The organism is Halorubrum sp. PV6 (assembly GCF_003990725.2).
GTDB lineage: Archaea > Halobacteriota > Halobacteria > Halobacteriales > Haloferacaceae > Halorubrum.
Map to the genome: position 1 here is coordinate 1,654,412 of NZ_CP030064.1, position 20,194 is coordinate 1,674,605.

19 protein-coding genes are annotated in these 20,194 nt (G+C 64.0%); 6 read left to right on the forward strand and 13 right to left on the reverse strand.

The window, feature by feature from the left end; all coding sequences use genetic code 11:
* Positions 1-64: 64 nt before the first annotated feature.
* Complete coding sequence (locus DOS48_RS22055; protein WP_127117783.1) at positions 65-1,384, reverse strand: phosphoribosylamine--glycine ligase; 1,320 nt, start codon at positions 1,382-1,384, stop codon at positions 65-67.
* Between the two features lie 279 nt (positions 1,385-1,663).
* Between DOS48_RS22055 and katG the strand changes: the two genes are divergently transcribed.
* A complete protein-coding gene (gene katG / locus DOS48_RS22060) occupies positions 1,664-3,820 on the forward strand; it encodes a catalase/peroxidase HPI (RefSeq protein ID WP_127117784.1) in 2,157 nt (718 codons plus the stop codon).
* 75 nt (positions 3,821-3,895) lie between these two features.
* On the opposite strand, the gene DOS48_RS22065 is transcribed toward katG, so the two are convergent.
* Positions 3,896-4,879: a nucleoside recognition protein gene (locus tag DOS48_RS22065; protein ID WP_127117785.1), complete on the reverse strand. Its 984-nt coding sequence runs from the start codon at positions 4,877-4,879 to the stop codon at positions 3,896-3,898.
* Between the two features lie 120 nt (positions 4,880-4,999).
* On the opposite strand from DOS48_RS22065, the gene DOS48_RS22070 reads away from it, so the two are divergent.
* Positions 5,000-5,896: a hypothetical protein gene (locus DOS48_RS22070; RefSeq protein ID WP_127117786.1), complete on the forward strand. Its 897-nt coding sequence runs from the start codon at positions 5,000-5,002 to the stop codon at positions 5,894-5,896.
* 47 nt (positions 5,897-5,943) lie between these two features.
* Here DOS48_RS22070 and DOS48_RS22075 read toward each other — a convergent pair whose 3' ends face one another.
* Positions 5,944-6,894 (reverse strand): aminopeptidase, encoded by a 951-nt coding sequence (locus DOS48_RS22075; protein ID WP_127117787.1) that lies wholly within the window; start codon positions 6,892-6,894, stop codon positions 5,944-5,946.
* Positions 6,895-7,071: 177 nt separating this feature from the next.
* Between DOS48_RS22075 and DOS48_RS22080 the strand changes: the two genes are divergently transcribed.
* The gene (locus DOS48_RS22080) at positions 7,072-8,145 is read left to right on the forward strand and encodes a type II glyceraldehyde-3-phosphate dehydrogenase (RefSeq protein ID WP_127117788.1); all 1,074 of its coding nucleotides are present in this window, start codon (positions 7,072-7,074) and stop codon (positions 8,143-8,145) included.
* Between the two features lie 99 nt (positions 8,146-8,244).
* On the opposite strand, the gene DOS48_RS22085 is transcribed toward DOS48_RS22080, so the two are convergent.
* From DOS48_RS22085 to DOS48_RS22125, 9 genes are all read right to left on the reverse strand, one after another.
* Positions 8,245-8,421, reverse strand: coding sequence for a hypothetical protein (locus DOS48_RS22085; RefSeq protein WP_168654254.1), 177 nt, complete (start codon positions 8,419-8,421; stop codon positions 8,245-8,247).
* Between the two features lie 123 nt (positions 8,422-8,544).
* On the reverse strand, positions 8,545-8,844 hold the full coding sequence (locus tag DOS48_RS22090; RefSeq protein WP_127117789.1) for a hypothetical protein: 300 nt from the start codon (positions 8,842-8,844) through the stop codon (positions 8,545-8,547).
* 65 nt (positions 8,845-8,909) lie between these two features.
* The gene (locus DOS48_RS22095; protein ID WP_127117790.1) at positions 8,910-9,941 is read right to left on the reverse strand and encodes a hypothetical protein; all 1,032 of its coding nucleotides are present in this window, start codon (positions 9,939-9,941) and stop codon (positions 8,910-8,912) included.
* A 100-nt stretch (positions 9,942-10,041) separates the two neighbouring features.
* Entirely contained in the window at positions 10,042-10,515 is a 474-nt protein-coding gene (locus tag DOS48_RS22100; protein ID WP_127117791.1) for a redoxin domain-containing protein, read from the reverse strand.
* A 101-nt stretch (positions 10,516-10,616) separates the two neighbouring features.
* On the reverse strand, positions 10,617-11,120 hold the full coding sequence (locus DOS48_RS22105) for a DUF367 family protein (RefSeq protein WP_127117792.1): 504 nt from the start codon (positions 11,118-11,120) through the stop codon (positions 10,617-10,619).
* A 470-nt stretch (positions 11,121-11,590) separates the two neighbouring features.
* On the reverse strand, positions 11,591-12,292 hold the full coding sequence (locus DOS48_RS22110; protein ID WP_127117793.1) for an aspartate/glutamate racemase family protein: 702 nt from the start codon (positions 12,290-12,292) through the stop codon (positions 11,591-11,593).
* Complete coding sequence (locus tag DOS48_RS22115) at positions 12,289-13,917, reverse strand: hydantoinase B/oxoprolinase family protein (protein WP_127117794.1); 1,629 nt, start codon at positions 13,915-13,917, stop codon at positions 12,289-12,291. Before DOS48_RS22115 ends, DOS48_RS22110 begins: the two co-directional genes overlap by 4 nt.
* A complete protein-coding gene (locus DOS48_RS22120) occupies positions 13,914-15,917 on the reverse strand; it encodes a hydantoinase/oxoprolinase family protein (RefSeq protein ID WP_127117795.1) in 2,004 nt (667 codons plus the stop codon). Before DOS48_RS22120 ends, DOS48_RS22115 begins: the two co-directional genes overlap by 4 nt.
* Positions 15,918-17,126 carry an Nramp family divalent metal transporter gene (locus DOS48_RS22125; RefSeq protein WP_127117796.1) on the reverse strand — a complete coding sequence of 403 codons (1,209 nt, stop codon included), beginning with the start codon at positions 17,124-17,126 and terminating at the stop codon, positions 15,918-15,920.
* Between the two features lie 88 nt (positions 17,127-17,214).
* Here DOS48_RS22125 and DOS48_RS22130 point away from each other — a divergent pair, with 88 nt between their 5' ends.
* Positions 17,215-17,619 carry a hypothetical protein gene (locus DOS48_RS22130; RefSeq protein ID WP_127117797.1) on the forward strand — a complete coding sequence of 135 codons (405 nt, stop codon included), beginning with the start codon at positions 17,215-17,217 and terminating at the stop codon, positions 17,617-17,619.
* Between the two features lie 116 nt (positions 17,620-17,735).
* Here the strand turns inward: DOS48_RS22130 and DOS48_RS22135 are convergent, their stop codons facing one another.
* Positions 17,736-18,392 (reverse strand): rhomboid family intramembrane serine protease, encoded by a 657-nt coding sequence (locus tag DOS48_RS22135; RefSeq protein WP_127117798.1) that lies wholly within the window; start codon positions 18,390-18,392, stop codon positions 17,736-17,738.
* 168 nt (positions 18,393-18,560) lie between these two features.
* Here DOS48_RS22135 and DOS48_RS22140 point away from each other — a divergent pair, with 168 nt between their 5' ends.
* Positions 18,561-19,082 (forward strand): hypothetical protein, encoded by a 522-nt coding sequence (locus DOS48_RS22140; protein WP_244629319.1) that lies wholly within the window; start codon positions 18,561-18,563, stop codon positions 19,080-19,082.
* A gap of 249 nt (positions 19,083-19,331) precedes the next feature.
* Positions 19,332-20,099, forward strand: coding sequence for a hypothetical protein (locus DOS48_RS22145; protein ID WP_127117799.1), 768 nt, complete (start codon positions 19,332-19,334; stop codon positions 20,097-20,099).
* Positions 20,100-20,194: the final 95 nt, after the last annotated feature.

Consider the following 20,194-nt stretch of genomic DNA (forward strand, 5'->3'; position numbering starts at 1 on the left):
GGGACGGGCTGGCCGCCAGCCGCCGCTCCGCTACCGCCGGCCGCCGCTCCCCGATCCTCGACCGTCACTCCGTCTGCGGCCCGAGGTACCCCCACGCGAGCAGGCGATCGCCGTCGCCGTCGATCCATCGCTCGCCGATGTCGTCCCGGTAGTAGAGGTTCGGCATCACGATGTCGTCGATCCGGCCGTACGCCTGCTCGCGGGCGGCCTGCATCGTCTCACCCTTCCCGGTCGCGACGATCGGCATCCCGCTTTCGCCGGCGACGCGCCACTGGCCGTCCACGTTCTTGACGTCTTCGAGGTGAATCCCCTCGCGGTGCGCGGTCTCGAACATCACGGCCGCGTTCCGGGAGTTCTCGTCGTACGTCTGCTCGTCGTCGAACGGGAACGGCGGCAAGACGACTCGCACGGCGATCTGATACCCGTTGTGAACGGTCACGTCCGGCTCGTTGCCGTGTGCGAGGTCGTAGAAGAATTCGCCAGTGGACGACTCGATCGACTCCTCTTGTAGCGCGATGGTCGGGTAGCCAAATCGCGGGGTGAACTCCAGCGGGTAGATCCCGCGTTCGTTGACGATACAGTTGATGTCGATGCTCCCGACGTACCCCTCGTCGGCGAGCCATCCTTCGACTTTCCCGAGGGTCTCTCCGAAGAGTTTGTTCTGGCCGGCCCAGAACATCGAGGTCCCCATCTCGCCGGTCGAGGGACCGATGTTCCCTGGAAACAGCTTCTTGTGCTCGAAGTTGAAGTTGACCTGGTCGATGAACTCCTCGCCGTTGAAGAACCCGCAGATCGCGATCTCGACGCCCTCGACTTTGCGTTGCAGTTGGAACCCCTTCATCCGATGGCCCCACGCTTTTTTATACGCCTTCAGCACGTCGACGACGTCGCTCCCGTCGTCTTCGTTCCCGACGTACAGCAAGCGCTTGACGTTCTGGACTTCGCCGAGCGGTTTGATCACGTACGGGGCGGGGTTCGCTTGGACGTGTTGTATCCCCGCGTCGAAACTGTCGAAGATGTGGTGTTCGACGGTGTTGACGCCGTGGTCTTCGAGGACCTCCATCGCGTAGCCGCGGTCTGCTTCGAGGTGGTCGGTGTTCGGCGTCCCTCCGACGACGGCGTGCCCCTGTTCGCGGAGTTCCTCGGCGAGGCCTCCGGTCCCGATGTCCGACCCCACCCAGATGTCGTCGAAGACGACGACGTCGGCCCAGTCGACCTCGGCGCGCCAGTCGTCGGTCTTGGGCACGAACCCGTCACCGATCTCGCGGTCGCTTTCGGCTTCGATGTAGTACTTCACGTCGTGGCCCTCGCGGTGGACCTGCCACGCGAGGTCGGTGATCAGCGCGGCGTCGGCGGAGACGAACAGGAAGCGAGCGGAGTCCATGCGTCCCACTCTAACGCCGGTAACTTAGGTAGTCGGTCCGCGCCACGGCGCCGTCGCGCGGCGTGGTCGCGCCCGCGACCGACCGTCTCCGACGTGAGTCGGCCGTCTCGGCGCTTCTCTCGGGGAGTCTGGAACACCGGGCGTAACATACCCGGCGGATTTTATAGTGTTCAAAAGATATTTTGTAAATCGTAAAACGAGAAGTCGTATTAGTTGTGTGTATTATCTCGATGTGAACAGGGTTTTATTTACGGTGCTGAAAACATCGGCCGAGCCCGAATGTCTAAGCAGACTACCACAGACTGGTGGCCGAACCAGTTGGACCTCGAAATTCTCGACCAGAACGCCCAAGATGTCAGTCCGTACCCGGACGACTTCGACTACGCGGAGGCGTTCCAGTCGCTCGACCTCGACGAAGTGAAGTCGGATCTCGAGGACCTGATGACCTCCTCGCAGGACTGGTGGCCGGCCGACTACGGCCACTACGGTCCCCTCTTCATCCGGATGGCGTGGCACAGCGCCGGCACGTACCGCACCGCCGACGGACGCGGCGGCGCCGCGGGCGGCCGACAGCGACTCGCCCCGATAAACAGCTGGCCGGACAACGCGAACCTCGATAAGGCGCGCCGGCTGCTCCTCCCCATCAAACAGAAGTACGGGCGCAAACTCTCGTGGGGCGATCTGATGATCTTGGCCGGCAACGTCGCCATCGAGTCGATGGGATTCGAGACGTTCGGCTACGCCGGCGGCCGCGAGGACGACTTCGCGCCCGACGACTCCGCCTACTGGGGGCCGGAGTCCGAGATGGACACCCAAGAGCGGTTCGACGAGCCCGGCGACATCGAGCCGGGGCTCGGCGCGTCCGTCATGGGGCTCATCTACGTGAATCCGGAAGGGCCGGACGGCCAGCCCGACCCGATGGCGTCGGCGAAAAACATCCGCCAGACGTTCGACCGCATGGCGATGAACGACGAGGAGACAGCCGCGCTCATCGCCGGCGGGCACACGTTCGGGAAGGTCCACGGCGCGGACGACCCCGACGAGCACGTCGGCGCAGAGCCGGAGGCGGCACCCATCGAGGCGCAGGGTCTCGGTTGGGAGAGCGACTACGGCAGCGGCAAGGGCGGCGACACCATCACGAGCGGCATCGAGGGGCCGTGGACCGGCTCCCCCACCGAGTGGGACATGGGCTACCTCGACAACCTGCTCGAATACGAGTGGGAACCCGAGAAGGGGCCCGGCGGCGCGTGGCAGTGGACGCCGACCGACGAGTCGCTCCACGGCAGCGCCCCGGACGCGCACGACGCAGACGAGCAGGTCACGCCCATGATGCTCACGACCGACATCGCGTTAAAGCGTGACCCGGCGTACCAGGAAATCGTCGAGGAGTTCCGAGAGAACCCGATGGCGTTCGGGATGAACTTCGCGAAGGCGTGGTACAAACTCACGCACCGCGACATGGGCCCGCCGTCGCGGTTCCTCGGCCCGGAGGTTCCGGACCAGGAGATGATCTGGCAGGACCCGATCCCCGAGGTCGACCACGACCTGATCGGCGACGCCGAAATCGAGTCGCTCAAAGCCGAGATCCTCGACACCGACCTGACGACCCAACAGCTCGTCAAGACCGCATGGGGCGCCGCCTCGACGTACCGCGACAGCGACAAGCGCGGCGGCGCCAACGGCGCGCGGATCCGGCTCGACCCCCAGCGCAACTGGGACGTTAACGAGCCGGAGACGCTGGAGACGGTCCTCGACACGCTCGAAGACGTCCAGGCCGAGTTCAACGACGCGCGCGACGACGACGTACGCGTGTCGCTCGCCGACCTGATCGTGCTCGGCGGCAACGCCGCCGTCGAGCAGGCGGCCGCCGACGCCGGGGTCGACGTGACGGTCCCGTTCGAGCCGGGACGGACCGACGCCTCACAGGAACAGACCGACGCCGACTCCTTCGAGGCGCTCGAACCCCGCGTCGACGGCTTCCGGAACTACATCGCCGACGGCATCGACCACCGGCCCGAGGAGCTGCTCGTCGACCACGCCGACCTCCTCGATCTGTCCGTCAGCGAGATGACGGTCCTCGTCGGCGGGATGCGCGCGCTCGGCGCCACCTACGAGGATACGGAGCGCGGCGTGTTCACGGAGACGCCCGGCGCGCTGACGAACGACTTCTTCGTGAACCTGCTGGATATGGGAACCGAGTGGGTGCCCGTCGCGGACGACGACGCAGGCGACGCCGAACTGTACGAGGGCGTCGACCGCGAGAGCGGTGCGGTCGAGTGGGAGGCCACGCGACTGGACCTCATCTTCGGCTCGCACTCCCGGCTCCGCACCGTCGCGGACGTGTACGCGAGCGACGACGCCGACGAGCAGTTCGTCGAGGACTTCGTCGACGCGTGGACGAAGGTGATGCGGCTCGACCGGTTCGACTTAGCGTAAGCCCGAAGCCTCCGCGGTGCGATTTTTTGACGCCCAGCGCAACCGACAGCCGCGGCCGTCTCGGTCGCCGACGACTCACCACACGGGCGCGAGCAGCAGCGCGACCGTGATCGAGATGAAGAGGAGCTTCAACGCGGTGTTGACGGCGATCACCTTCGTCCCGAACTCGGCGCCCCAGATGCCGTACTGGAAGGGGATCGAGCGCCGGAACGTCGAGACCGCAAACGAGAGGATGCCGCCGATGAGCAGGCTCGCCACGGCGGTCCGAACGGTGAAGATTCCCTCGGCCGTGCCGGCCAGCGTCACCGCGCCCGCGGTGGTGTCGAGGGTGAAGACGGCGATCACGGGGACCGCGGCGCCGGGCAGGCCGAGGACCCCCGTGATCGGCTCGGCGACGCTCGTCAGCGCCTCCACGTCGGCGTTGGTGACGAGCGCGATGACGAGCGTGTAGACGACGGCGAGCCGCGGGACGATCCGCCGGAGCGTCTTCCAGGACTTCGTCGCGGCCTCGCTGACGCGCTCGCGGTTCGTCCGGTCGTCGGCGTCCGGACCGGTCGCGTCGACGTCGGCGAGCGCGGAGCGGTCGACGTTGCGGTCGGAGAGCAGGACGCCGCCGGCGAGGACGCCCGCGACGGTGATCGCCAGCGCGATGCCGGCGCGCGCGGAGACGTAGACGACTCCGATCTCGACGCCCAAGATCGGGATCAACACGGGGATGTAGTACGTGAACACGTGCTGGACGAACCCGAAGAACGTGTTTATCGTCACGGCGACGAGCGTCGCCCGGTCGTCGAGCAGGCCGGCCTCACGGTACTCGGCGAGCGTGGCGTACCCGGCCGTCGTCGACGCCGCGGTCGTGAGGATGGCGGTGCCGACCTCGTCGGGGAGGTTCGCCGGCCGCGTGAGCCACCCCGCGAGCCCGGCCACGTACCGGACCAACCCGAAGGCGATGGCGACGTTGGCGGCGAAGACGCCGGCCGCGATGAACGCCGCGATCCGGGTCAGTCGCGGGGCGACCTCGACGAGCACCGCGACGAGTTCGGCGACGACCGATTGCACGATCCCCCCTACTCGGTCGGCGACCTAATGCGCATCGAAACGAGCGACCGGACGCGGGCGGATTCCGCGTCGCCGAAGCGCCGCGGGGGGCTTATGAGACCCCCGGCCGAACGCCCGGTGATGGCACCCTCCGAAGACGACATCTCGATCGAGGAAAAGCGCGTGTACGCCGGGACGGCGGGCCGCACCGACGCGTACGTCGCCACCGAGAGCGGCGTCGTCAGGGTGGCGCTCTCGGCCGACAAGATCGGCGCGTTCGACATGGTCGCGCGCGACGAGGCCCGCGACGCCGCGGTCCTCCCGCGGCGAGACGCCCCGGACATCCTCGGGGTCGCGACCGCCGAGGGCCTCCGAATCGCGCCCGTCGGCGACGAACTCGCCTTCGAGACGGTCGCCGTCGAGCCGGTCGGCTCCGACCCGCTCGTCGCGGTCGGGGTCGATCGCGGCGCGTTCCTCGTCGCCCGCGAGACCGGCGAAATCGACCGCATCGAACTCGGTGACGGGGACAGTGAACCGACGGGCGCCTCGGTCGGGACCGTGCCGGAACCCAGCGCGATAGACGGCCCCCTCGTCGCCGCCGGCGACGGCATTTATCAGGTCACCGGGGCCGACCGCGCCGAACTCGACGCCGTGGGGCTCGACGACGCCCGCGACGTGGCCGGCACGGGCATGCCGCTCGCGGCGACCGGAGCCGGCGTCTACTGGCTGGGGAACGGCTGGATGACGGCGCTCTCGGGCGACGCGAACGCGGTCGCCGCCGACGGCGACGGACACGCGATGGCGGTCGTCGACGGCGACCTGTTCGTCCACGGCGACGGCGACGACTGGGACGAAGCGACGTGGACCGTCGCGGACCTCCCGGTCGCGGAGACGCCGGTCGCGCTCGGCTACGGGCCGGGCGTCTCCGTGGCGGTGACCGACGCCGGCACGCTCTGTGTCGACGCCGGCGACGGCTGGCGGCATCAGGTCGTCGGCGTGCGCGGGGTGGCGGGCGTCGCGCTCGCGACGGTGGAGTGACGGCCGTCGCTTATAAACACGTCACGGCCCGAAACCGGAGTCTCGCCTTACGCGCCCGGCAGTTCGATCGCCTCGCCGTCGACGTAGACGGTCGGGTCCCGGAGGATGCCGTCGAGGTGGACCGGGGCGTCGGTGTCGCCGCCGATGCCGGCGTTGTCGCCGATGGCGATGTGGACCGTCCCGGCCGCCTTCTCGTCTAAGAGGACGGAGCCGACCAGCTCCTCGACGCCGACGTTGGTCCCGATTCCCAGCTCCGCGAGGTTGTACGCGGCGTCGCCGACCGACGCCGCGGCGGTCGCCAACTCCTCGCGTACCGCCTCGTCGCTGACCGACGTGACGAGACCGTCGTCGACCTCGAACGCGAGTGCTTCGCCCTCTCCGAGCAGGCCGTGGGGCATCATCGTCCCGTCGACGACGTAGGTGCCGGTGGCGCTCTCCGGGGCGATGAACACCTCGCCGGCGGGGAGATTCGAGAAGTCGCCGGGGGCGTGGACCATCCCGGTGTCGGCGAGCCACTCGCGGTCGCCGAGTTCGAACGTGATGTCGGTGCCCGCGGGCGACGTGACCCGTATCTCGTCGGCGTCGCCGACCGCCGCGAGCGCGTCGTCGCAGGCGTCGTCGATGGCGGCGTAGTCGGCGTCGAGCCCGGTGGTGAACACGGACTCGGTGATGCCGGGCAGCGTCGCCCCGCGCGCCCCGGCGTCGCAGGCGCGCCCGCGAGCGCGGGTGTGACTCAGGCTCTTCGTCGTCGGCGCGAGGAACGCGTCGCTCGCTTCCATCGCGGCCGCCACCGGCGCGGGGGGTTCGGTGCCGTGCTGGTCGGCCGGCGGGTAGCGGAGTATCGTCGCGTCCGCCGTGACGGCGCTGGCGGCCTCGTACAGCGCCTCGCCGATTGGCTCGCGCTTGTCGTCGGTGACGACGACCACGGACTCTCCCGGCGAAACGTCAAGGCACTGTTCGACGGCGGTTTCGGCCGCGGCGGTGAGGTCGCTCGGCATACGAGTCGATCCGCGACGCCCGGCGTTAGTCCTTCGCATCGCCGGTTATTTACTCTATTTCGGAACTCAGTTTCACGCCCACTGCGGGCGAATTAACCGACCGATTACTCTCCGCGTAGTTAATTTCTTGTTGCATCTCTCGAAACAATTATACCCCCTGCCGAGCGACCGACACCCATGATACGCGTGGGCGTCAACGGCTACGGGACGATCGGGAAACGCGTCGCGGACGCGGTCGCGGCCCAGTCCGACATGGAACTCGTCGGCGTGACGAAGACGAGCCCCGACTACGGCGCCGAGACCGCCGTCCGGCGCGGCTACGATCTGTACGCCGCCACGGGAGACCGGCCGGCCGCGTTCGCGGACGCCGGCTTCGAGATCGCCGGGTCGCTCGGCGACCTGCTCGACGCCGTCGACCTGGTGGTCGACTGCGCGCCTGCCGGGATCGGCGAGCGCAACCGACCGACCTACGAGGCGCACGACACGCCCGCGATCTACCAGGGCGGCGAGGACGGCGACATCGCCGACGCGTCGTTCAACGCCCGTGCGAGCGAACCGCTCGACGACCGCGACGACCTGGAGTCGCTTCGCGTCGTCTCCTGTAACACGACCGGGCTCTCGCGGCTGCTCGCGCCCCTCGACGAGACGTACGGCGTCGAGAAGGCGCGGGTGACGCTCGTCCGTCGCGGCGGGGACCCGAGCGAGACGGACCGCGGACCGATCAACGACGTGGTCCCGGACCCCGCGACGGTCCCCTCACACCACGGCCCGGACGTGAACACGATCCTCCCGAGCGTCGACGTCGACACGGCCGCCCTGCGGGCGCCGGTCACCGGCATGCACACCCACAGCGTCAACGTCACCCTCGAAGCGGCCCCCGACACGGCGGCGGTCCGGGACCTGCTCCGCGGCGAGTCGCGGCTGTTCCTGATCCCCGAGCGCGCCGGTCTCGACGGCGCGGGCGCCCTGAAAGACTACGCGGCCGACATCGGTCGCGGCCGCGGCGACCTCTGGGAGAACTGCATCTGGGAGGAGTCGATAAGCGTCGAGGGGCGGGACCTGTACCTGTTCCAGAACGTCCACCAGGAGGCGGACGTCGTCCCGGAGAACGTCGACGCTATCCGCGAACTCGCGAGCGACGCGTCTCGCGAGGAGTCGATGGCGCGGACGGACGAGGCGCTCGGGGTCGGACTCGACAGTTTACTGTCCGGGCAGGGGCCGTCGCCCGACCAGATCGTCGCCGACGACTGACCGAGGTCCCCGAGCGCCGTCGCCGTCGCTCGGCGTGCATTTATAAGCGAACGCTCCGGGGGAGCGGGCGTTCGACGCGGACGCCACCGCCGAGAGCGCTCACTCCGTCGGCGTCGTCACGAGGAACGTCCGCCCGCCGCGGCGTTCGAGGTGGACCTCGCTGCCACGCACGCGGTTTCGTCGCACGCGCTCGGTGATCCGGTCGGTTCGACAGTCGGTCACGTCGACGCGCGTCGCCGTCGCGTACTGCGGTCGATCGCGGCTTATCGCGCTCATACATCGATAGAGGGGCGAAGCGCTCCTATAACCGAGCCATCCGCGGAGTGAAACTGAAAGTAAAGGAGAGCGGCCCGCACGGCGGAAGATCCCCTCGGCGCACCGACCGCTCACGGGCGACGGCTACCGCCTGAGCCCCGGCTGCTCGTCGCCCTCGACGAACCGCACGGTGAACTCGTCGTAGCCGCCGTACGCGACGTCGAGCGCGCCCAGCCACCAGTTCCAGCGGTCGACGAGCGAGGAGTCGTCCGGCGCGTCGCCAAGGTGCTTGATCACGCCGGGGACCGTGAGCCCGTGGCCGCGGTCTCGGGAGGGGCGGCCGGAATCCGCCAGGTCGCGGGCCGCCCGAGCGACCGCCCGGCGCTCGGGTTCGGTCCCGCCGAACTCCGACTTGAGGGCCGTCTCCAGACGTTGTGAGTCCATATTCGTGCTACGGGCCCACGGTATATGAGTCGCGTGGTAGGGTCTAACACGTCCGGTGTCGACGGTCACAGCCGGGCCGCCAAGGCGAGAAAGAGGAGGCTAAACGGTGCCGTCAACAGCGCCAGCGCCGCTCCAGCGGCCCCCTCGCCGGCAGCGACGGCCAGGAGGAGGCCGACGACGAGCGAGAACGACCCGACGACCGCCAGCGTGAGCCGTTCCGGAACGCTGGCTCGGTCCGGGCCGTCGCTGCGTTCGAGCACCCAGTCGAGCCGTCGGTCGACCGCGTCGGCGCGGTCGGTCGGGACGAACAGCCACGGCGTCGAGCGGTACCACGCGTTTCCGCGGTACGCGAGGAGGAAGACGGTGGTCCACGGGAGGTCGAGTCGCCGCGTTCGGACCACCGAGCCGAGGTCGTCGGTTTGGGTCCGGTCGTGGCTCAGTCGCGTCCGCGCTATCGACTCGGCGGCCGGGTCGAGTCGCAGTTCGGTGCCCCGCGACCCTGCGAGGAACGGGAAGAGCGTGGCGAACGCGAAGAGCAGCGGGGCGAGCCCGGAGAACAGCGACAGCGTGGCCGAGAACGCTTCAGACGCGATCGCCGCCGCCGGCACGGCGAGGACGGCTCCCGCCCCGGCGAGCGCCCAACCGAGCCGGAGCCCAGAGAGATCGAACGAGTAGTCGCCGAACTGCGAACGCAACTCGCTGCGCCGTTCCGGGGAGGTCTGATCGTACGCCACGATCCAGTACAGCAGCGACACCGGGCCACCGACGAGGAGGAGGACGAGCAGCGCCCACGTCGACGCCGGCGGGCCGCCACCTCCAAACAGGGAGGCACCGCCCCCGAGCACCGAGGCGGCGACGCCGGCGGCGATAAAAAGCAGCGCCGCGAGGACGAGCCCGGCGACGGTCACGCTCGCACCGAGCGCGAGCGATCGCAGGCGCTCGAACCGCACCGGTCCCCACTCGACCGGGGCGTGTTCGGAGTCGGCGGCGTCACTGTTGGCGGTCGCTGACGCGGCGGCGTCGCTGTCGACGGCGTCGGTCGCGCGGTCGGCCGAAACCTGCGTCTCACCGGGCGGGCGACCGGATTTGGAGGGCACGAGCGGGCTTGGACCGCCGGTTACTTAAATATCGTTCGTCCGCAGCGCCCGAGACGCACGGCGCGTCCCGAGCGCGGCCGTGTGGGTCGCTACCGGCGCGTTACGCCGACTGCGCCGCGTCGAGGACCGCCTCGTAGTCGGGCTCGTTCGTCGGGTCGTCGGCGACCCAGTCGAAGACGACCTCGCCGTCGTCGTCGATGACGAACACGGCTCGGTTGGCGATGCCGTGGAGTCCCAGGTCCGCGATGTCGATCTCGAGGTCGTACGCGCGGATCGCGTCACCAGCCATGTCGCTCACGAGGTCGAACTCGATACCGTGTTCCTCGCGGAACGCGCCCTGCGAGAACGGCGAGTCGGCGCTGACGCCGTACACCGTGGCGCCGGCCTCGTCGAAGGCGTCGGCGTGGTCTTGGAACGCCACCATCTCGTTCGTGCAGGGGGGCGTAAAGGCGCCAGGGAAGAAGGCCAAGACGACCGGGCCGTCGCCGACCGCTTCGGCGAGATCGAACGGTTCGTGGTCGCTCGTTCCGACTGTCGCGGTGAACATGGGTGCGGCGTCGCCTGTGGATACCATCGCTCACCAATAGGGCCGATTCAGGCAAAAGCCTTGTCGCGACCCCGGTCAGTGCCGGTATCGAGGCCGGGAACCTCTCGCCGGGCCGGTCAGCCCGCACGCTACGATCGGTCGAGGTACTCCTGTTGGATCGCGACGATTTCGGCGGAGTCGTCACACGCCGCGTACCGGCGGAGCGGCTCCTCGTTGAGTTCTAGGAACGTCTCTCCCCAGGTGAACTTCGCCATGATCCGTTCGGCGTGGTCGAGGTCGCCGAGGATGGCGAGCGCGGCCGCGAACGCCTCGACGGTCGTGAGCTGCATCGGTCGACCGAAGTTCACCGGGTTGCCGGCGACGAGGTACGGCAGCGCGCGGTGCTCGCCGGGCAGCGAGAACGTCTTTTCGCCCGCCGACTCCCACGAGCAGTCGAGCGCGACGAGGGCCGTCTCCGCGGCGCGGTCGGCGTCGGCCGGCGAGAGCGCGCGCTCGGCGTGCGGGTTCAAGACGACGCCGTAGGGCGTGGCCCGGTCGGAGCGGTGCAACTCCGCGAGGTCGAACCGCGCGAGCTTCCGGGCCGTACACTTGTCTGGGTCGTCGTCGCCCTCGTACCGGACGTGTAAGTCCACGGCTGGAGTTCGACGGTTTCGGTGATAAGACGTGCGGACCGCCACCCGACCGACGGTCGTTCGGGCATCAGACACGTTGAAACCGCACCGCCTCACCGTTCAACCCGTCTCTGAACACCGCCGCTAAGAGGCCGAGAGAGTAGTTGTCATGAGCATAACACGATTAAGATGAGTGCAAACAAGAGTATCGTCGGCCTTCAGGTCTCGATATGAGCAGTAGCTCTGATCAACCTCTTTGGCGAAACAGAGTTCGGATTCCTCGGAGGAATCGCGCGCCTGTCGTACGGCTCGTATCTCGTTGGAAATACTGAATTCGACCGTTGAGAAGCCCGATGCGTGGCTCGCATCTGCTGGCAAAACCAACAGATGAGCGTCGAATGACGCCGCGGGTCGGAGCACCGGCGGTCTGGCACCGTCAGCCGGCGATCGTTTTGCGATTGGTACATTGACGACGGCGGTCCCGTTCGCGGTCAGTCCACGGTTGTGAGTTTGATGTGCAGATTGGGCTGGATACCGATCCGCTGACACAGATCCCAAATCGTCGCTGCGTTGCTCGAAATGACCGGTATGTCGAACGCCGCCTCAAGCGACGCCAGCGCTGGAATCGATCGGTAGTTTGTACACGAGACGAACAGCGCATCCACCTCTGGAGCGTCAGAAAGGACCGCTCGACCGTGCTGTTCAGCATCGACGGCGTCTAACTCTCCAATCTCGTTGTTCGACACGAGCCCGTGGCCGTCGATGGCAACTACCTCGAAGTCGTTCGCCGTCAGGTATTTGCGCTCTAATCGATCCAACTCTGCTGCATACGGCGTTGCAACGGCGACTCGGTTCACCGCAAGTGCGTTCAGCGCTCTGACGACCGAAAGCGCGGTCGCGACCGCCGGGGCGCCCGTAATCTCGGAGAGTTTGGACTCCAGATCTGCATCAAACCCGGGGCCGTGGATGAGGCTCCCGGTCGTGCAGGCGTACGCGACACCGTCGACTGACGCATGCGACAGCAGCGAGGCGGCGCGTTCGGCGCCGTCGGCCATGGCGTCGAGACCCTCCGCGGTCACGTCTTCGAGCGGCATCCGCGCGGCGTGGAGCGTGCAGCCGTCGGGAAGCGCCGCACGAAACTCTGGCTCGGCGGTCGTGTTCGAGGAGGGAACGACGATTCCCACACGACTCATCGGTCGTCCACCTTCTCGTCCTCCCGATCGCGCTCGCGCGCTGCCGCATCGCGTTTCTCAGGGTCGCCGTGTCCGCCGCCCCCAGGCGTGCGGATCGAGACGGTCGTTCCAGCCTCGACGTCGATAGAGGCCTTCGCGGGGACACGCTCGCCGTCGACGAGGTTCTGCCCAGTTGCGCCATCTTCACCGCCGTTGACTCCTGCCGGCGCGGTTCGTCGACGCTCTGTCAGGAGTGACACGGTCGCATCGGTCTCGACGGTGACGGTTCGTTCGAGACCCAGTCCACCGCGGTACCGGCCGTCACCGCCACTCGACGAGCGCAGCGCATACCGATCGACCCAGAGTGGGTACTCGGTCTCCATCGATTCGACGGGTGTGTTGAGGGTGTTGGTCATCCCGACCTGTACGCCGTCCATCCCGTCTTTTCCGGGGCGAGCCCCGAACCCGCCGCCGATCGTCTCGTAGTAGGTGAACTCCCCGGTCCGATCGCCAATGATGAGGTTGTTCATGGTCCCTTGGCTGCCGGCGGGAACCGCGTCTGGAACCGCCTCGGCGAGCGTCGCCAGCGTGACATCCATGACGCGCTGGCTGGTCTCGACGTTACCGCCGACGACCGCTGCTGGCGGCCGCGGGTTGAGTACCGATCCGTCGGGTGCAGACACCGAAACGGGCTCGTAACAGCCGTGATTTGGCGGAATCTCGGGGTCGGTGATCGCACGAACCACAAAGTAGACCGCGCTCTTTGCGACAGACAGCGGCGCGTTCAGGTTGCCTGCCACCTGGTCTGCGGTCCCTGCGAAATCGACGTCGATCGAGGCCCCGTCGATGGTGACCGCCACCGTGATCGGAATGTCGTCATCGGTGACGCCGTCGCCTTCGAGGATGTCCTGTGCCCGGTAGGTGCCGTCCGGGAGATCCCTCAGTTCCGCCTCGACGCGTTCGCGGGAATACTCGATGACGGCGTCGAAGGCGTCGAGCAGCGTTGACCCGTGTTCAGCAAGCAACTCACCGATCCGCTCTTCGGCGCGGTCGTTCGCCGCACGTTGCGCTCGGAGATCTGCTTCGCGCTCGTCCGGTGTCCGGACGTTGGCCCGGATCAGGTCGTACACCGCCTCGTTCGGTTCGCCGCCATCGACGAGTCGAACCGCCGGCAGTCGGAGTCCCTCCTCGTACACCTCCTGTGCTCCGGGCGGCATGCTTCCCGGTGCGCTGCCACCCACGTCGGCATGGTGTGCCCGCGACACCGCGAACCCGATGATTTCGTCGTTGGGTGCGATCGTCGAGACGAGTGTGATATCGGGGAGGTGTGTCCCCCCAGCAAACGGATCGTTGACAATGAAGACATCGCCCGGTTGCGGATCCTTTCGTAAAACGATATCCACCGCGTCGGGCATCGCCCCGAGATGAACCGGGATGTGTTCTGCCTGTGCGACCATTCGCCCCGAGGCGTCAAAAAGCGCCGTTGAGCAGTCCTGGCGCTCCTTGATGTTCGGAGAGTACGCCCCGCGGATGAGGACGTGACCCATCTCGGTTGCGACGCTCTCCAGTTTATTCCGGAGGATCTCCAGGGTCACCGGATCGATCTCTGGGGTCGTTTCGGTCGTCGCTTCGTGTTCGTCGCTCATGCGTCTCTCACCTCGACGATCAGTGCGCCGTCGTCGCGCACTCGCACGCTCCACGCGGGCGGAATGACGATCGTACTCTCATCGCCCTCGACGATTGCGGGGCCCTCGATCGAACTGTTCGGAGGCAACCGTTGCCGCTCGTAGACCGGCGTATCGTGAACGCTGTCGGTGAACGCCGCCTCGCGGGACCCCGTCTGCGGGCTCCCGCTCCCGGAGTACTCAAGTGGCGGTGCGCTCCGCGGGACTGTGGTCATCACACGACAGTTCACCAGCTCGACGGGCTCGTCCGCCTGGTAGCCGTATGCTGACTCGTGTGCCGCCGCGAACCGTTCACCGGCGTCTGCGGCGTCGAACGGTCGCTCGATATCGACACCGAGTTCGAAGCTCTGTCCGGCGTACCTGAGATCTGCAGCGTACTGTACAGCCGCCGCGTTCCGGTCGCTGACCTCTGTGAGTAGTTGCTCAGCCAGCTCTTCGTATACGGCCTCAACGTCGTTAGGGTCGACCTCGGCGAGTGAACGCTGGTACGTCCGTACCGCGGTACGCTTCTCGTCGGCTGCGAGCAGACCGTATGCAGATAACACGCCAGAGGCGCGTGGGATGACGACTCGCTCGATGTCGAGGCTGTCCGCGATCGAAATCGCGTGCATGGGCCCCGCACCGCCGAACGCAACGAGGCCGAATTTACGCGGATCGTACCCTCTCTCCACGGTCACCGAGCGAATCGCCCGAGTCATGTTCGCGTTCGCGACACGGTAGACGCCACGCGCTGCCTCTAAGGGCCCGTCCATACCCGCTTCGTCGGCGAGATCCGAGAGGACGTCGTACGCGGCCTCCTCATCGAGCGATAGTTCCCCGCCGAGGCTGGTGCTCCCGCCGATATAGCCTAAGACGAGGTTCGCGTCTGTGACCGTTGGCTCCGTGCCTCCCTTGCCATAGCAGGCCGGACCGGGGTCCGCTCCGGCTGAGCGCGGACCGATCCGAAGCGCGCCACCCGCGTCGACCCACGCGATAGACCCGCCTCCGGCGCCGACGGTCTCGATGTCCACCATCGGCGTTTTGATCGGTCGTTCGTTGATCGATCCCTCTGTCGTCTGTTCTACTGCACCGTCACGGACGAGACTTACATCACTCGATGTCCCGCCCATGTCGAAGGTAACCAGCCCTCCCGGTTCGTCGGTACCGCCGGTCGCCATCGCATTAGCCCCGACAACGCCCGCCGCAGGCCCCGAGAGAACAGTCGTTACGGCATTCTGCCTGACGGTGTCGGCGTCAGTGATCCCGCCGTTGGCCTGCATGATTCGTGGCTGCGGGACGCCGAGATCGCGTGTGCGCTCGGTGAGGTGACTAACGTATCGATCGATGGCTGGCCGGACGTACGCATCGACGGCGGTCGTGGACGTCCGCTCGTACTCACGGAATTCGGCGAGCACCTCGTGTGAGGCCGACACCGGCACTGTGAGTTCGTCTCGCAAGATGGCAGCGGCCCGCTTTTCGTTCTCGGGATGCGCATAGGCGTGCAAAAAGGAGATGGCGACGGCTTCGACGTCCGCGTTGCGGATCTCCTCTGCAATCGCCCGGACTTCATCCTCGTCGACACGCCGCTCGATCCCATCAGTTGATGCCCGCTCAGACACCTCGAAACGGCGGCGTCTGGGTACCAGTGGTGTCGGCTTCTCCGCGTTGAGATCGTACAGCGATGGCCGATCTTGGCGACCGATTTCCAAGACGTCCCGGAACCCTTCGGTCGCGACGAGTGCAGTCTTTGCGCCGTCTTCTTCGAGGAGTGCATTGACTGAGACGGTCATCGCGTGAGAGAACTCGCTTACGCTCTCGGGTTCGATTCCTGCCTCCTCACACGCTTTCTCGATCCCGGCAATGACGCCCTCACTTTGATCTTCCGTGCTCGGGACCTTGGCGGTCACGAGCTCACCATCAACTGAGAGTGTCACATCGGTGAATGTGCCACCGACGTCAACGCCGATTTTTCTGCGTTCCATTTATAACACCCCAGCCACGCTGAGGATTGTTCGAAGACCGAGCCAAACAACGATAAGCGTCACGATAGCACCGAGCACGTTTGCCACCGGCCCGTTCGTATACTCCCCGAGGAGATCGTCCTGATTCATCGCGTAAATCAGGAAGAGTGCGACAATCGGGAGGAGAATCCCGTTCACCACCTGCGCGAACACAATGATCTGCACGGGGCTCCCCCCAAGCACCACTGAGAGGACGCCAACGCCGAGGATCGTGCCCCAGACTGCACGGAATCGCGAGCTCTGCATGTCGGAGTTCCACCCCAGTGCGCCAGTGGTTGCCCACGCGCCTGCAAGGGGTGCCGTCGTCGCGCTCGTGAACCCAGCAGCGAACAATCCGATACTAAAGAACACCTCCGCATACGGGCCTGCCAGCGGGCGCAGCTGTTCGGCCATCTGACCAACATCGTTAATCTGCGTCCCCGGTTCAAACGCCGCAGCCGCGGTCACCATGATCGTGAGCGTGATCAGTCCACCGACAGCGATAGACAGCACCGTGTCGACGCGAGAGTGACCGAGATCCTCGGGACCACTCCATCGCTCCTGGACGTTGCTTGCGTGCAAAAACAGGTTGTACCCGACAATCGTCGTCCCGATGAGGCCAGTGATGAGATACAGCGAGCCGGACGGAATGCTGGGTACGAACCCTGCTGCGATCGCACCGGGCTCGGGACCGATGAGGATCGCCGATGCAATGAACGAGAGTGCCATGAGGATAACGAGCCCGACGAGCGCCCGCTCGATCAGCTTGTACCGTCCGGTGTATAGCAGCGCGCCGGCGACGAGTCCCATCAAGACGCCCCATACGGTGGAACTGACTCCCGTGATCGTCGCCAGCCCTGCTGCCCCGCCGAGAATGTTCCCGGCCTCGTATGCAGCGGTTCCAACGCCGATAGCCCCGACGACGAGAAAGATACTCACGTACTCGACGATCTGGTTATCGAATCGCTCTCTGAGCGCCTCGCCGAGCCCCTCGCCCGAAACGAGGCCAAGCCGTGCACTCATCTCCTGTAAAACGATCGTTGCGATGATCGAGAAGGCGATCGTCCACAGGAGTGCGTAGCCAAACTCTGCTCCAGTTACGCTCGCGGTCGTGACCGTGCCCGGACCGATGAACGCCGCTGCGACCATGGCTCCCGGGCCGATGGCTTTGAGTCGTTGAGTAATGCTCATAATTTTTCAACCTGATACGCAGTGTCACGGTTCGATCAGCCCTCAAAAAGCCTTGTTAAGATCCGTGTGCACATGGCACATCAGTCGTATGCAGACGCCAGCCGAAGTCCGCTGTTCGTATGAATTCATAAGAATCGATCACCCGGCTCTGTTGAAATCCTTGAGAACTCATAGGACTGGCGTGCGAGATACAGAGGGTGGAGTCAGCACGTCTACAAGAACATATCACCTACTGAGGATTTCAACAGAGCCGAGTCAACCGAACAAGTGGTACCTTTTTCAGAATATACTAATCGGGACTATCGCGGGTGTAATTGCTTCTGGAGTTGTGAATAGGGGAGCAATTTACGTATTTGGTTTGGCGTCTGGTTTCTGGATCGTTTTGATAATGGCACTCAAGGCCTCAAAGCCTATTTTTGACTGGATAGAGAATAAAGAGAATGATGAAGACGCCAAGGACCGACCATATCAAAACGCCAAATGCGCCTCTTGAAATAGCAAATTTTAATCGAATAACCTGTACTGTCCCATCGGTGAGCTCCGGAGATTGACTCTCATCTCCTGTCACATTCGCGCTCTCAATCTATCTACTCAACAACGGATGTATAATTAGCTGTTCCAGCCGAACCACCCCGCTACAACACCAATAACGAAGCCAACAAGGTGCCCACCATTGATCCAATTTGGCTCGAAGTATGGACCAATAAATGGATCAACGACGACCGAGAGCATCGCACTAACTCCAAACAACACTACGATCCACTGTAAAGAGTCAAATGGCCAGTGACTGCGAGGTAGGTGAATCAGTCCAAATCCAGCCAGCGCGTACACGACTCCACTCACTCCGTAGGATGCTATTTGCTGATCGGTAAATATGGTGAGAAACACCCCTCCCCCGACTGTTGCCATATATCCTGCCGCAATCAGGAAGACGGCATATCGTTTTTTCGACCAGTGTTTTTCTAAAGGCACACCAAGGAGAATGAGTCCGGCAATGTTCACGAGGAAATGCGGTATGCTGTTGTGAAGAAACGGCGAGAGCATCCACCCAGCAGAAGGAGCCACACCGAATATTCCTTTGGCGACAACCTCGAGATCACCTAGCGAGTTGGTATGCATGATCCATACCTCAACAATGAACATTCCAATGACACAGCCGATGAGTGCATGAGTAATTGGTGAGCTCTCGGTAGCCAGCTGTTGAATCGCTGCTTTGCCATGTTTGATAACCTGTTCGTCCAACACATCGGTCTTTTTCGACGACATCAATCATCTCGAAGGAAGGTAAATACTTAGTGCAGCGACAAAAACCGACATTCACGGATTGCGGAACGGCATTCAGTGAATGTAGAACGGGAACTTATTACGATGACAACACCAGATGGCGACCTTCCTGAAGATATTGAGTCTCGTATCGATCCGGGGAGTTACGATATGGAACTCACCCAGAGGCATGTCGCTCTAGAGTTCGTTTTTGGAGATCGTCCCTTCTATACTGTCGCCCAGATGCACGCAGCTCTCGGAAGTGGTGTCAGTCCGGATACGGTCCGATCCCGGTTAGATGAACTAGAGGAACGGAACGTGCTCAAGAGTGAGCAAGCGAACAACGGGAACATCTACTGGTTGCTCAGTGAGGATTCTGATTGGCCTCTACCTCCAGACGTGGAGGTCGAACCAGAGCAGGATAAGATGACGGTCGTTGAGTGGCGTCAACAACTACACGTACAGGTTGCGGCTCTCTCTGTGCTGACCGCCATTATCGGAACCGCAATAACCCTTATCGGGACTTTTCAAGCAGGAGGGTACTACCAACTCCCGATCAACACGAACAATCTCCTTGCATATGGACTATCAGCAGGTCTCCTCAGTTACTTTGGCCTGTTTCTTGCTGGAGTCCTTTGGTTTATTGAACTGCCAAGTGTTGACGATATCCGGCAAATCCTACAGTCGAGATAAACAGCTTTGTTGAAACCATCTATCAAAGTGGCTCTGTTGAAATCCTTAGGAACTGAAAGGACCGGCGTGCGAGATACAGAGGATGAGTACAGCACAACGCCTTCTCTGCTTCGGTAGGTCTCAGCTGCGTCACTGATCAACAGACGGGCGTATCGGGCGACGTAACATCAATCAAATCTCATGGTAAGGTTGAATCCTGCCCACCGGTCACAAAGATTATACGGTGCTTCTCGAATCGATAGCTGTCTAATGGATGTTAAAAACACCCGTCTTGTGGCGTTCGCAGTCTTGGTGGCTCTCCTTCTTGTTGCTCTCCCATTTTATCCCGGAACTTTCAGCCCAGGACACGACCCAAATTCGTATAACTACAAACATCAGATCGAAGAAGGCCCGACAGAGAATGTTACCGGCGAGGCTGACAACGTCACCGGTAATCTGGACCTTGGTGAGGAGACCGACGTGGAACAAATCACGTATGAATACGAGGAACTGTCCCCGATAGCACAAGTGTTGTTTGAGCGGACTCTGAACGCCGAATCGCTGACGCACACTCCAGCCGTGTGTGAAGAATATGTGCTTATTTGTGACGGCTACTACGAACATGACCTCCCGTCAGAATTCAGATACGGTGCAGGGGGAGAGGACGAACTTCGCTACTCGATTATCGAGTTCAACGGCAGCCAATACCTCCTTCGAACTGGCGTCTTATCATCCGGTGCTTGGGAGAACCTTCATATTGCGATTTTGGTGGTTTTATTCCGTGCTCTGATGCTTCTCCTCGGTGGAGCGATCATTACTACGACAGTTATTCGGCTCTCAGACCGTTGGACGGGTGTAAACGGGGGTAGATACTCTGCCCTTGTCGGTGCAGGAGCGACGTTTGCCGTCCTCGGCTTCCTTACGCCGTATCTCGAAATCTATGGTGGGATCGATTATACCTCGGTCCTATTGGCAAGCGGGGTCATAGCCGCAATCGGTTATATCTCCGTCCAGTATATTTTGCGGACTCGTCACTGAAATTGCCTATGGCGGCTGTCGCCACATAAATTTGTGAAATTTATATACGAAAATAACTCCGGTAAAGATGGGTCGGCGATGACGACAAATCCCTT